This is a genomic window from Ignavibacteriales bacterium (genome assembly GCA_026390575.1).
GTDB lineage: Bacteria > Bacteroidota > Ignavibacteria > UBA10030 > UBA10030 > Fen-1298.
The window spans coordinates 483,387-497,832 of the sequence record JAPLFR010000016.1 but is presented as its reverse complement, the minus strand read 5'-3'; the positions used below and the strand labels follow the sequence as shown (position 1 = coordinate 497,832).

12 protein-coding genes are annotated in these 14,446 nt (G+C 43.4%); 1 reads left to right on the top strand and 11 read right to left on the bottom strand.

The window, feature by feature from the left end:
- Nucleotides 1-69: 69 nt before the first annotated feature.
- Both NTX44_14970 and NTX44_14965 read right to left on the bottom strand, forming a co-directional pair.
- Complete coding sequence (locus NTX44_14970) at nt 70-1,026, bottom strand: MBL fold metallo-hydrolase (GenBank protein ID MCX6122911.1); 957 nt, start codon at nt 1,024-1,026, stop codon at nt 70-72.
- A gap of 9 nt (nt 1,027-1,035) precedes the next feature.
- On the bottom strand, nt 1,036-1,695 hold the full coding sequence (locus tag NTX44_14965) for a hypothetical protein (protein ID MCX6122910.1): 660 nt from the start codon (nt 1,693-1,695) through the stop codon (nt 1,036-1,038).
- A 38-nt stretch (nt 1,696-1,733) separates the two neighbouring features.
- Between NTX44_14965 and NTX44_14960 the strand changes: the two genes are divergently transcribed.
- Nucleotides 1,734-3,875, top strand: coding sequence for a S46 family peptidase (locus NTX44_14960; GenBank protein ID MCX6122909.1), 2,142 nt, complete (start codon nt 1,734-1,736; stop codon nt 3,873-3,875).
- Between the two features lie 77 nt (nt 3,876-3,952).
- Here NTX44_14960 and xerD read toward each other — a convergent pair whose 3' ends face one another.
- From xerD to NTX44_14915, 9 genes are all read right to left on the bottom strand, one after another.
- Entirely contained in the window at nt 3,953-4,882 is a 930-nt protein-coding gene (gene xerD / locus NTX44_14955; protein ID MCX6122908.1) for a site-specific tyrosine recombinase XerD, read from the bottom strand.
- 163 nt (nt 4,883-5,045) lie between these two features.
- Entirely contained in the window at nt 5,046-5,378 is a 333-nt protein-coding gene (locus tag NTX44_14950; GenBank protein MCX6122907.1) for an STAS domain-containing protein, read from the bottom strand.
- A gap of 21 nt (nt 5,379-5,399) precedes the next feature.
- Nucleotides 5,400-5,861, bottom strand: coding sequence for a hypothetical protein (locus NTX44_14945; protein ID MCX6122906.1), 462 nt, complete (start codon nt 5,859-5,861; stop codon nt 5,400-5,402).
- Nucleotides 5,862-5,957: 96 nt separating this feature from the next.
- Nucleotides 5,958-6,635: a hypothetical protein gene (locus NTX44_14940; protein ID MCX6122905.1), complete on the bottom strand. Its 678-nt coding sequence runs from the start codon at nt 6,633-6,635 to the stop codon at nt 5,958-5,960.
- A gap of 35 nt (nt 6,636-6,670) precedes the next feature.
- The gene (ligA, locus tag NTX44_14935) at nt 6,671-8,683 is read right to left on the bottom strand and encodes an NAD-dependent DNA ligase LigA (protein MCX6122904.1); all 2,013 of its coding nucleotides are present in this window, start codon (nt 8,681-8,683) and stop codon (nt 6,671-6,673) included.
- Between the two features lie 22 nt (nt 8,684-8,705).
- Nucleotides 8,706-9,506 carry a DUF4115 domain-containing protein gene (locus tag NTX44_14930; protein MCX6122903.1) on the bottom strand — a complete coding sequence of 267 codons (801 nt, stop codon included), beginning with the start codon at nt 9,504-9,506 and terminating at the stop codon, nt 8,706-8,708.
- A gap of 151 nt (nt 9,507-9,657) precedes the next feature.
- The gene (locus tag NTX44_14925) at nt 9,658-11,424 is read right to left on the bottom strand and encodes a hypothetical protein (protein MCX6122902.1); all 1,767 of its coding nucleotides are present in this window, start codon (nt 11,422-11,424) and stop codon (nt 9,658-9,660) included.
- Between the two features lie 81 nt (nt 11,425-11,505).
- Entirely contained in the window at nt 11,506-13,746 is a 2,241-nt protein-coding gene (locus NTX44_14920; GenBank protein ID MCX6122901.1) for a PAS domain S-box protein, read from the bottom strand.
- 158 nt (nt 13,747-13,904) lie between these two features.
- Complete coding sequence (locus tag NTX44_14915) at nt 13,905-14,309, bottom strand: response regulator (protein ID MCX6122900.1); 405 nt, start codon at nt 14,307-14,309, stop codon at nt 13,905-13,907.
- Nucleotides 14,310-14,446 lie beyond the last annotated feature (137 nt).

Below are 14,446 nucleotides of genomic sequence, written 5' to 3'. Positions count from 1 at the left end.
CTAGAGAGAATGTCGTTCCTGATGTGAATAAGTCCTTTCTTTTGTGGAGTTCAATCCTCGATCGGGAGCCTAAGGTGTGAGAATTCGTTGTTCACCGGTGTTGAGAATAAGAACGCGATCTTCCAAATGGCGTTCAGTAATAAGCCGTTTCATCTGGTCTTGTGCGAATGTCAGCGAAGAATCTAATCCTTGTACAAACGTACGATGATGAATAGGAATCATGATTTTCGCATGCACGTCATTAAAAATTTGAAGGGCTTCTTCTGGATCGGCGTGCACAAGTTTCATGAAATCGTGCGGTTCAATCGGTGCAATGGGAAGAAAGGCAACGTCAACGGCAAATTTTCTGCCGATCTCCTTGAACTTTTCAGGATCATATCCTGTATCGCCCGCAAAGAAAACTGTTGTACCTTGATACTCGATCACATAACCGGTGTACGTGTTATGATTCAACCAACCGCCATCGAATCCGTACCGTCCATTAAAATGTTTGACAGGAACAGCAGTAATTCTCACGCCATCTGCTTCGAATGTTGTCCACGGGCCCATCTCACGATACGTAGAAAAACCAAACTCCGGCGTGTACTCCGCACTGCCAACAGGCAGAATCATCACTGCAGATTTGGGCAGCATGGATAAACTTCCATAACTCAAATGATCAAAATGAATATGGGATATGAGAATATAATCCAGTTTATCAATGGAAGACGGCAGAATTCCCGGCTCAATTCTGCGTTTGGATATCATACCCGCCGTCTCAGTAAAAATCGGATCAGTAAGAAATATTTTATCACCGATTTGAATGAGACACGTTGCATGACCAACCCATAACACCGACAGTCCAACATTCCGAAAAATTGGATGCGTTATTTTTGCGGCGACAGTGTCGGGCGAACCCGGAAGATTCTCAAAAGATTTTGTAATGAATCGGGTGACAAAAGAACTGCAGCCAGTAGTAATGAATGAGCTGTGAAAGGAAATAAGTGAAAAAAGAATGAAACGAAGCAAATGCTTTTTATCGTTCATAACAGCGCATCAGAAGAAACGAAATTCGATTGCATGCATCCAAATTGCATCGGCAGGACTGTACTTAATATTATAATGAAGAAAACCAAACAGTGTCGAACATCCTCCAACAAAATAGTTTGAAGATATACCGGCGATGTTGTATCGTGCAACGCCAAGATTCAGTCCGAGATATTCACCGTGTTCCACGAGCGGCAGATGTGCCAACAGTTGTCCGGAAAATCCCCAATGGCTTGATCCGACTTTGCTCGTGTAAAGCTGTGTGGAGATATTGAATTCGACCGAACCTGCAAACCGTTCGGGTTGAGTTACGAAGAAAAAGTGCAACGGCGGATCGAGCTTCGTCATTCCCCACGTATACAAGAGAGGCGTTGCTTCCCATTCAAAAGAAAAGTGAGTTTGTGCCGGAAAGCATGTCCATGAAATACTTGGCACCGCCTGCATAACGAGCCATGAAGTAGGAATTCCACTTCTCTGCTTAAGCTCTTGTGCGGTCGCCTTCTGCCAACTTGTAAGAAAAAGTATTCCTATGAGAAGAACGGAACCTCTGCGCCATGTTGTTCGTTGTAGTACCATTGTTGCTGAATGTAAGGAATATTCCCAGTTGAAAAAAGTGTGCTCTATTTTTTCACATGTATTGATTGCATCGACAGATTGTTCTTCATACATTTTAATTATAAATATTAAATTCACTAAATGAGGTCTGTATGAAACATGTTCTCTTGAAGTATAGTTTCGTGTCTTTTGTTGTCGTAGTGATTTTGGCGGGCTGTTCAACTCAGCAGGCAACGAGAAGCGATATGTCGCGTCATATCGATCTCGAAAAAGTTCAAGCCGGACAGTATGATACAGGCAAAATGTGGACGTTCGATTTCCCGCCCGTAGATTATTTTGCCAAGACATATAACTTTACTCCGTCAAAAGAGTGGTTTGATAAGGCGCGCTTATCTGCACTGCGTCTTCCAAATTGCACGGCATCATTCGTTTCGGAAGACGGTTTGGTCATGACAAATCATCATTGCGCCCGTTCTGCTTTGGATAGTGTGAATAGAGAAGGTGAACGGTTAACGGAAGCTGGATTCTACGCAGCTACATTGAATGACGAAAGGAAAGCATCCAACATCTTTATCGACCAATTGCTTGTGATGGAAGATGTTACGAAAGAAGTACAAGAAGCGTTTGACAGCGGTGCAACAGAAAACGCCAAGGTAGAAAATCGCATGGCAAAGATGCAGGAAATCCAGAAACGGTATGCAGCAAACTATAAAACGAGTGCCCCGCAAGATTCGATGGTGTTTAGTGTCGTTTCGTTCTACAATGGCGGGCGCTATTCACTGTATGGATACAAACGGTACACAGACGTACGTCTCGTGTACGCGCCGGAAGAGATGATGGCATTCTTCGGCGGTGATCCGGATAATTTCACCTATCCTCGGTATGATTTTGATTGCGCATTCTTCCGCGTTTATGATAACGGCACACCATTGAAGACTGCAAACTTTTTTCGATTCAGTCAGGATGGTGCGCAAGAAGGGGAAGCAGTGTTCGTGATCGGAAATCCCGGCAGAACGAACCGTTTGAAAACGGTGGCACAGTTAGAATATCTGCGTGATGTTTTGTATCCGACAAATATCGAGACGTATGAGAAGGTCGGAACAATCTATTCATCGTATATTGCAGCACATCCTGAAGCAAAATTGAAATATCTCAACACAATCTTTGGATTAGAAAATTCGCGGAAAGCTGTTACAGGATATTTGAGCGGTCTGCAGGACCCTGTGATGATGGCGAAGAAAAAAGATTTTGAAAAGAAGTTTCACAATGCAACGCTTGACAGACCGGCACTCAACAAGAAGTACGGCGATCCGTGGAGCGATATTAAGCAGTATCAATCCGAGCTGACAGAGCTCTATCCGGAATTCGACGCGCTGAGGTTACGCGGACGTAACTTCCCCAAGTATTTATCATTGACAGCGGATCTTGTAAATGTAGCGAATCAGTCTAAGGATTTGATTGCAGATTCGACAAGAACTAAATTCTATCCCTCTAAATTAACGCCGGAAGTTGAGAAACGGCTGCTCGCATTCCGATTAGGTATTATGGCGCGTGCGTTAGTGGGGAAAGATAAGGCGTTTGACAAACTGATGGCGGGACGCACACCCGAACAAGCAGCAGAAGATTTAAGCGCAAATTCAATCATTGCATCGAAAGAAAAAACACAAGCGCTGCTTGCCGAAACACCGGATGCTATTCTCAAGTCAAACGATCCTTTGATAGCGTTTGTTGTTGCCGAACGAATGCACATCAATGAACTTCAAAAGGGATATAGCAACATCAATGAAAAACTTCAAGCATGTGAACAAATGCTTGGCAATGCAATGTACGAAGTCTATGGAACGCAAATTCCACCGGATGCTACATTCACGCTTCGCATTGCTGATGGCATAGTAAAACGATACGAATACAATGGCACGATCGCTCCGCCTGTAACGACGTTCTATGGATTGTACGATCGGTACTATTCGTTTGGTATGAAAGATCCATGGAAGTTGTCGGAGCGCTGGATGAATCCACCTGCAGCGTTTCATATGAATACACCGATGAACTTCGTCTCAACGAACGACATTACCGGCGGTAATTCCGGCAGCCCGTTGATCAACAAGAATTTGGAAGTGGTTGGCTTGGCGTTCGACGGTAACATCGAAAGTCTGCCGGGTGATATCATCTTTGATGACACGAAAAATAGGACTGTCTCCGTTCACTCTGCTGGATTGCTCGAAGGATTGGAGAAAATCTATAAAACTGAAAGAATTGTAAAAGAATTACGCGCAGGGAGGATTGTGCAGTAAAAGAACAAGTTTCTCTTGCGAAGGGTACTTCGTGCAGCTTTTGATATCCTTCGCAAGAGTGAAAAACGCGTATTTCCTTATCCGCGCGGGTGAAATGTGCGGTGAACTTCTTTCAAATACTCGCGGTCGATGTGTGTATAAATTTGCGTTGTAGAGATGTCGGCATGGCCGAGCATTTCCTGTACAGCTCGGAGATCAGCACCTCCTTCCAACAAATGTGTTGCGAACGAATGACGGAATGTATGCGGGTGAACTTTCTTTCCGATGCCTGCCGCTAACGAATATTTTTCCACTAATTTCCGAATCATATCACGCGTTAACTTTGTGCCGCGCACATTCAAAAAGAGAACATCCTGCGACGTGCCCGTTTTAACAAGATGCACGCGAGATTGTTTCTGATATTCTTCGATCCATTGCCTTGCCGAACGTCCAATGGGGACTAACCGTTCTTTTGATCCTTTACCATAGACAAGCACCAGGCCGTCTTCAATCATAAGGTTTGACTGTTTCAGATTCACTAATTCTGAAACTCGAATGCCTGTCGCGTAGAGTGTCTCGAGCATGGCGCGGTCGCGGATACCAAGCCGGTGGGACGTATCCGGTTGTTTTAATATTTCATCCACTTCAAAAATATTTAATACATCCGGCAGATTTTTTTCCTGCTTGGGTGAATCAATAATCTGTGTCGGATCGTCCCTCACCTCTTCCTCGCCAAGAAGGTAGCGGTGAAATCCGCGGATGGTAGAGAGTGTGCGTGCCACACTTCGCGGCGAAAGCTTCTCCCGATGCAGCACAGCTAAAAATTTACTGATATGCTCTTCCGATACGTCGGATGCTGTCTGAATTCCGATAGTAATAAGAAAACCGCGGTACTTGGTAAAATCGAACTTATACGATGTCAAAGTATTTCGCGAAAGGTTTTTTTCGAGACGAAGGAAATCTAAATAGTTGCGAATTTGGCGGTCAAGATTTGTCGTGATAAGTTTTTGTTCTGACGCTTGTTTCACTATGGATGATCTTGTTTTCACGAAGCATGCTTAATCCGACAATGACCAATGCAAATTACATTGATTCCGATGAAGGTGCAAGATGGATATGAAGAGAAAAAAAATAGCAGAATGTATGAACAGTACATCAGCATTCCGTCGTGCGCAGAAAGCGAAATGAGGATTATCCTTTTGCTGCTTTCGCCAAAGTATCAAAAATCTGAAACGTGCGGTCGAGGTGGGAAATTTTGAGAAGGGAAAGGACTTTCTTTTGTACACCAACCAGTTTTACTATGCCGTTATTCTCGCGCATCTGGCGTTCGGCGATGAGCAAAGCGCTCAAGCCGGTGCTGTCGCAGAACTCAACATCGGAGAGGTCTATCACCAATTCCTTCAGCTGCGGTTTGCACAGCATCAGGAATTTTCCTTTGAGTTCCGGTGAAGTAGTCGCATCAAGCTTTCGCTCTTGGACTTTGAGGATCGTTGCATTTCCCTTTTTCTTGGTTTCAAAACGCATAAGCAGACTCCAACAAAAACATTAGAACATATCGAGACATTTCAGGAGACTCCGATAAGAGTATTTATTACTATTTCCTCTGGTTTTAACTTGGAAATTGTAAAAATGATCGCTATTCTTTTTTACAAAACTGATGCGTAAAGGCGCTTGAGAAGCTTTGCAAAGAAACGCGCTCGTGAGAGAAAAATTTAAGTTGAGATCCAACGCAACATCGAAATTATTGTTTTCCATTCTTTGAAGCAGTTCACGGCGAGGCACAAACCACTTGTTAATATCGCGCACTGAATATGTGAGGGTTTTCAGCGGCGGGGCAGATGCCATCGCAAAAAGTTGATCATCTCGGATCACTACCATCATTCTTTCTGAAGAAAATTTTCGAAGCAGATACCGAAGAAAAGATGAAGCCAATTCACCATCGAGTGATGATTCTGGAAATATAACCAATGCACGCCGTGACCGTCTAAACGCGTCGGTGAAATTCATTATCCGGTCATGGTTATGACGAAAATGCAGCCGCGAGTATGTAAGCCCTACTTTGAGTCGAAAACCCTCCAGCATTGTTATTCTGCACTGCAGATATTATTTATTGCGTCTCGATCGCTCACGTTGAGCCTCAAGAAGTTTCGTTATAAAAGCCGAATCAAACAAATAATATCGGACTTGAATGCTCGCCCGCATAAAACTGTCATTGTTAGAAATATTTTTAATTCCTCCAGCACTGCCTGCATAATATGCAGAATTTGTAAGCACATATTCACCCATCAAACTGGCAGACCAGAATTCGCTAAAAAAGTAGTCGATACTTAATCCACCCATCATCTGAAAATCAAAATTTGACACCGGGATTGCTCCAACATAAGCGCGCTTTCCATTGTCATCTCTTGGATCAAATATCGCCACTCCCCCTCCGATAAAGGGAAAAATATTGAAAGTACTATTCGGCATTAAATCTGAACCGGCATAAAGATTAAGGGACATCATGTCGGTTGTAAAGGTAGTCGGTGTACCGCCTTTCCACGTAATAGGAGAGTAACAAAATTTACCACGTAACCCGAAATATTGCATCACAGAATAACTTAGACTTACTCCTCCTCCAACTGCTGGTGAAGGATTTGTGGCCCCTGCACCAAGCATGTATTGTATCGACGCGTCAACACCAACGCCGAGTTTTCCAACGCGTGTTTGACTAACTCCTGGAATACTCATGACCAGTATAAGAATCAGTATTATAAAATAACTGAACGAAAATTTCGACATAGGACCCTCACAATTTAGTAGGTGATGGTGAATTGCTACTCGTTCTGTAACATGTTAACAAACTTCTTTTCATCAATCAACTGGATGCCGTGCGTTTGCGCTTTCTCTAATTTTGAACCGGCATCGGTTCCAACGACAACGAAATCAGTGTTTTTACTGACACTGGCAACTACTTTTCCTCCGAGGGATTCGATTTTTTGTTTCGCCTCATCACGCGTCATCGTAGCCAGTGCTCCGGTAAGGACAAATCTTTTTCCGGAGAATTTTTGCACAGAATGAACCAGCTTTTTGACCGCTGCCATTTGAACACCAGCAGTTTGCAGCCGAGCAACAATTCGCCGGTTGTGCTTAACCTCAAAGAATCGAACAACGCTTTCAGCAATCTGCGGGCCAATGCCTTGCAGAGATTGCAATTCGGTTTCTGTTGCCGCCATAAGTTGCTCAATTGTTTTGAAATTATCAACTAAAAGTTGTGCAATACTTGCACCAATGTGACGCAGGCCAAGTGCATAGATTACTCTACTAAAGGGGCGTGTTTTACTTTCTTCAATGGCATCTAACAAATTTTGAGTACTTTTCTTTCCCCATCGATTAAGCGAAAGAATGGTTTCTTGACGGGTGTGAAGATCGTATAGTTCGGAACAATTCTTCAGTAAGCCGACATGGACAAACTGATCTACCACCGATTCCCCAAGTCCTTCAATATCCATTGCTCCGCGGCTTGCGAAATGTTCGATCCGTCCTTTCACTTGAGCAGGACACTCGCTGTTCTCACAGTAGTAATTCGCTTCGCCTTCAGAACGGAATATTTTAGAATGACATTCGGGACATTGATTTGCAAACCGGAAAGTTTTTGCACTCGCTTGCCGTTTTTCAATATGAATACCACTGACTTTGGGAATGACATCGCCCCCTTTTTCTACAACCACCATGTCACCAAGGCGAATATCTAACTCACGGATATAATCTTCGTTATGGAGTGTTGCCCGGGAAACAGTACTGCCGCCAAGAAATACCGGCTCTAATTCCGCTACAGGCGTGATAGTCCCGAGTCGTCCGACTTGGAGTCGTATGGCTTTCAACCGTGTCTCTGCTTGACGGGAAGCAAACTTAAATGCTACTGCCCATCGTGGGCTTTTCGCAACAGCGCCAAGCCGTTCCTGTTGTTGAAGAGAATTAACTTTTACAACAATACCATCTATATCAAAGGGGAGCTCGTCGCGGCGGCGCTCCCATTCTTTCCAATACTCAATCACGTTCTCTATAGACGGGCATATCGTTGTATGTTCACTGGTCGGGAAACCGAGTTCGCGGAGGAGTTGCAGGTTTTCGTGTTGACTTTTCAATTCGATGTCGTCCGTGCGTAGGAAGTAAGAGACAAAATTCAACGGCCGTTGTGCAACGAGTTTTGGATCTTGGAGTTTTAATGTTCCCGCTGCTGAATTACGCGGATTAACAAATATTTTTTCATCGGCAAGCTGGCGCTCCTCATTCATGCGTTGGAAATCTGCTCGCTTCATAAACGCTTCGCCGCGTACCTCCAATGTGCGCGGTCCATTTCGGACAGAACGAAGTCGGAGGGGAATCGAACGGATTGTTTTTAGGTTTTGTGTGATGTCGTCCCCCTGCGTTCCATCGCCGCGTGTGGCGCCTTGCACGAAAACGCCGTCCTCGTACCGCAGACTAATTGCGATGCCGTCGAATTTCAATTCGCATACGTATCGATACGTATCATTTTCCAATGTTTCCTGCACGCGCCGGTCGAAGTCACGTACCTCGCTTTCGCTGTAAGAATTGGAAAGACTCAGCATTGGCACAGCATGAGTTACCGTGGAAAATTCTTTTGTGATTTGACCGCCTACGCGCTGCGTGGGAGAATCGGGTGTGGCCAGTGCGGGATACTGCCGCTCGAGTTCCTGCAAGCGGCGCATTAATCTATCATATTCTTCATCCGATATTATTGGCTGGGCAAGGATATAGTACCGGTAATCGTGGTTGAGGATTTTCCGGCTCAGTGTTTCAATTTCTTTTTGGATAGATGAATTCATACCAGCTTTACCATGCCGGTGATCAATTCTTAAGGTTGGCTTCGGAAATGACAGCGTTGCGGACGACAGCTCCCCGTCTGCCGAGAGAACCAATATCTTTGCCGTTTAATTGAAACGTTGCGCTGCCCGCATTTCCCATTGTTACGACAAAGCGCTCTTTTGCAGCCCATGCTCGTTTTCTTTTTGGTCCAAAAAGATATGTTCCGCCGGTCTTGCCGTCAATAAGAATATTAATCCAAACCGAATCTCGGGTGGTCATCTCCAATCGCAAACTATCGGGTTGGTGTGTCATGGCAATCGGAGCAGAATCAGCAGCGGCAACGGGCTGTAGAATTGATGCGGCTTCACTTTCACGCACGACGCGATCGAATGGAACTTCTTCTACAGAATTACCGGAGCTCGACCTTCTATTCATATTTGCCAGAATGGCAACCAAGCCAATAGCTGCAGCAATGAAAATTCCGAAGGCAATATTACGTTGAAGAGGTGAAAGCGAAAACGGTTTTTTCTCGCTGTCCTCCTCAAGTGTCTTTTCTGGAAGAGAATTTTGCCGGGGCACGGCAGTTTCCGATTTTCGAGAGGAAGATTCCCGCCGAGCAGATTCATATCGTTCCATAACATCGTTCGGATCAAGACCGGTCATCAAGGCATATTCACGAAGAAACGCGCGTACATACGTCTGAGGAAGAGTCTGAAGCTGTCCACGCTCAATCGCATCGAGAAATTGTACACTGATGCGCGTCTCGGCAGAAATATCCATCAACGATAATTCTTTTTCCAGGCGAGCCTTTTTCAGCTCTTCACCAAATTGTTCAAGGTTCATACGGGAAAGCCCATGCTACGTGCCGCTTCATAGAATGCAGGTTCTACGTTGTCAAAATAGTAGCAATTATTCCAACCACTTTCAAGAAAAGACTTTTTTTTCTCGTCAACAAAGAAATGGGTAACAATTAAAAATTTCAGGATAGTGTTTTTTAGAAAAGGTTTCTTCGAATTTCATTTACGAAACTGGAAGGGACAGCTATTCCAAGTTGCATTGCTTTTTGGCAGTGATCCCATGCCGATGTATATTGACTGGCTTCATAATAGAGAAATGAAAGGTTAAGATGTGCATTGCCCATTGCAGGATCTATTCGCAAGGCGTCTTGCCATGCTTTTTCGGCTTTGCTTCGCATGTCGGCACTGTAATAGAGGATACCAAGATTATAGGGAATGGCTGCATCTTGTAGCTTACCTCGCATCGCAGTAAAAAAATTCTCTTCGGATGAAAGCAATAATCCCCGCGCAAAGTATGCGACAGCGAGAGCATGATGCAATTCTGGATCCTGAGGATTTGATTTTAGTTCGTCTCTTACATTATCAATGATTTTCCCTAATTCTTCTTTCGTCACCGATGTGTACTTGATTTCTCGTGATTGCGATGCATCTTGTATTGTGCGTATTTCAGAGTCAAGCTTTTTAGGAATATTCATTCTTGTAATATCATAATACCGTCTTGGATCGTTCGGTGATGTAGCGGCATCGTATTCGCTCAGCGCAAGAGAGTTCTTGAAATCGAAGGTGTGCGCATAACTGAGCCAGCTGAAAACACAAATGATTACCATGGCAGCGTATGGAATGATTCGTGTGAGGAATTGTTCTCTGTGTGAAAAAGAAAAGGAAAGGAGCACAAAAAGGATTCCTATCAATGGAACATATATTCGGTGCTCATAAAATTTTAGCGGCATGCGAACGGTTATATCATAATAGAATGTCGGAATGAGGAATGCAACAAACCACACCACACCAAAAATGATCAGCTTCCAATCTCTTCGTTCAGACAGGAGGAGGGCGAGGGAAAGCAATCCGGTAGAAATAATTCCGGCAGTGATGTGGATGTCGCTTGAGATAGGAGCAAAAGCAAGATGGATTGGCCAGAAAACATTTCCACAGTAGTGAAGTGCAATAGGCAGACTTGATAACACCAACGCAGCAGCTTGAAACTTGTCTCCTACAGGTGTGATCATTGCAGCAGACCGCAATATGTGCCAGTTGAACAGGACAATTCCCCATCCGACAACGAAGAGAATTGTTGTGATGGAGATTATTTCTTTTCCCTTTCGACAATAAAAAAACAGCAAGGCAAGAGCTGGAAACACAACACTCGTTTCCTTTGTGAACATGGCAAGCAGGAAAAAAAGAAGATGAAAAAAATACCATTTTAGACAAGAGGTTGAAAGGAATTTTATGAATGATATAAAACAGAGCAGAATAAAAACAGCAAGGAGAGAATCGTTCCGCCCTGGAATCCATGCAACTGCTTGCGTTAATGCAGGGTGAACGCAAAACACAAGCGATCCGAAAAATGATATTGATCTTTTAAAACCCATCATCTGAAAAGTAACAAAAAGAAGACAGCAGCTTATGCAATGCAGAATGATGTCAATCAAATGGTAGCCAAAGGGCATTATTCCACTGATTTGTGCACTGAGCATGAACGAGATAGTCAATAAAGGGCGGTATAAGTTACCCCCTTGTCCCTGATGACTCACATCTTCTAAAAAAGCATGACCTATATCAGAAAGCTTGTTGATATGTGAAAAGCTTCCGACTATGAGATAGTAATCATCATGATGAGTGTATTCAGAGAATGTAAGAATCTGCACATAAAGTAAAGAAGCGATAAGTACAAGCCAGAAGTAAGGATGCCACGAGCGTAGGAATATATCGCTCATAACAAAGTGTTTTTCTGGTGAATTCATTTACAGTTCTCTGATCTGAGTTTGATTGTAGGCAATGGAGGACATTCTCGGTATTACATCAAGCAACACTCAATACAGTATTCAACGAGATGTTTTTTCTCTATCACGGTTTAAGGTAAGGCGCATTATTTTGGAAAGTTCTTCAATCTGATACGGCTTTTGTAGGAATGTATCGCCTGCGGCCTTTCCGAGAGAAGCATCTATTACTCGGTCCCCATAACCAGTGGAAATAACGACACGGATATTTGGGTCGATTTTCTTCAACTTTATGAAAGTTTCCTTTCCGCTCATCTTAGGCATATTGAGATCGAGAACAACAACGTCGAACCGTTTTTTCTTTTTGTACAAGTTGATTGCTTTCTGTCCGCTATCAACATGCGTTACTTGATATCCGAGACTATCTAACATTCCGCTAATAATGTCTGCAACATCTTTTTCGTCGTCAATCACCAGTACCCGTTCAGTACCATTTTCGATTTTTGAAGGTCGCACATACTGTTGAAAATTTTCCGCTGCGGGTATAATGGGAAAATACATAGTAAATTCGGCGCCATGACCTAGTTCGCTCTGAACAGTAACGAAACCATTATGGGAATTGACAACACCGTACACGACAGAAAGTCCTAATCCTGTTCCTTTTCCTATATCTTTCGTCGTGAAAAATGGCTCAAAGATATGTTGTTGAGTTTTTTTATCCATCCCAACACCTGTATCGGTAATGGATACGGCGACATAGAGTCCTTTACGTATCTCGGGCGTGGCGGTTGTGTCCTCTTCAATCGACTTGCGTTTGCTGTGGATAGTGATAGTTCCTCCATCAGGCATGGCATCCCGAGCGTTGATGAGCAGGTTGAGAAACGCTTGCTGAAGCTGTCCGTCATCTCCATGAATGATGCACACTTCATCTGTCAATTTTTTCTCAACAAGAATCGTTTTATCGGTGCTGCGTTCGAAAAGCCGCAATGTTTCTTCGATGATATCGTTCACGACTATTGGCCGGAATTGCACATTGCTCTTGCGTGCGAACGTTAACAGCTGTCGTGTTAAACTGGCACCGCGCCGAGCGGCGGTTTCAATGATGTCAGCGAAGCGATACCAGCGGTCGTCTTGTTTCATCTTTCGCTTCATAATTGAGGTGGAGCCAAGGATTGAGGTGAGGATATTGTTAAAGTCATGAGCAATTCCTCCCGCAAGATTTCCAATGCTGTCGATACGTTGAGCGTGAATAATCTTCGCCTCGAATTTTTTTTGCTCTGTGATGTCGCGTGCCACTGCGCGGACCAACGGCTGTCCATTTTCATCCAGAATGATAGAAGCATTGATACTTACATCAATTAACTCTTCGTTTTTTGATGTAAATTTTTCCTCTATTCCCTTGATTTCTTTATTCCGATCAAAAATATCAAAAATATTGCGTTGAGCTTCTTTGTGGTATTCCGGTGGATAGAGTTTCAGAATAGACTTGCCGACTAATTCCTCTTTATTATATCCCAATCGTGTTGCTTCTGTTTGGTTGCAGCTGATGATGATGCCATCTTTATTAAAGATATGGGACATATCAGGCGAGTTTTCAAAGAGATCGATGTAGCGTTCTTCCGATTTGCGGACTCGCTCAAAGAGCATTGCATTTTCCATTGCAATGCCGATTTCGTTGGCGAATGCCATGATCAAAGCAATTTGTTTGTTGGAGAAGGCCTCTCGATTTCTGCTTGCTAAAACAATCAGTCCACACAGCTGGTCCTTCATCATAATCGGTACTGATGTTAATGATTCAATAACACCATACGCCCATGGAGAGTCCTTCCTTGAATCAGATTTCTTTGGCCGTTTTACAATACGAGGAGAATGAATCCAATTCATTTTTTCGTGATGAATTCCCAGAGAGGTATCCACGACAGAGACATTCAATTCTTCAGTTCCACGGAGAGCTTTGAGCACAAGTTGATTGTTTTCTACGTTGAATATCCATCCGTACTCTACCTCCAGTAAACGTTTCATTTCGGAAAGAGCATTGTGGAGAAGAAATTGAACACCGATAGCACGATTGACAGATTCCGCAAATGAATTTAATGCAAGCAATTCTTGTTTTTGCGCTTCAAGCAGGCGTCCATATCTTAGTGTGAAGAAAACAATAATAAATCCAAATACACCAACGGCGAGAACGCTCCCGAATAATAACAATTCAAGTGTGTGACCGCTCGTTATTCGTACAACGACAATTGTTACGAGGGTTACTACCACAGCAGTAGAGGCTACAATCTGTGCTTGTTCAACAGGTCCAAGAGATGCGCGGAATTTTAAAAAGTTACGGAAGTTTGCCATTCTTATAACTGGATCTTTATATTCGGACGGTCTATGTTTGACAAACAGAATTATGGTACTGCAGGCTTCTTAAAACTAGAAAAATGCATTTGAGGAATCATTCAAATATTCTTTCCCTCACCGCAAACCATGTAACATCACCATGTTCATGAAAGTAACTATTTTCTATCGTATTTTTCAGATGAAATGGGTAAATGCCTCGAAAGAACGGAACTCACTTCGTCTTCATTGAACGGCTTTATCAAATAGTCAACTGCGCCAAGCGTGCGTGCAACCTTGCGGGCATCATAATCATCGATGGCAGAGAAGAATATCACTGGAGTTGAAGAAGTCAAAGGATTGCGTTTCAAGTTATCTACGAGTTCGAAACCATTCATATCCGGCATACGTACATCACTAAAAATTAAATCCGGTCTAAAAGTTTTTAATGCTCTTAACGCTTCTGCGCCACTTCCAGCGGTCAGAACGTCATACCCATGGCCTCGGAGTATATGAGAAGTAATCTTCAGCCAAGCTGGTTCGTCGTCTATAACGAGTATATTTTTTTTTCTTTTAACAGGCAACTCAGGCTCTGGAGTATTATTTCCAAGATACAAAGGAGGAGAATAGAAAGCAAACCTGATTTGAGAATGCAAAATAATTGATAAAATGAAGATAAATCGTGTTTGAAAACTCACACGGAGTATGAAACTCAGCGTTC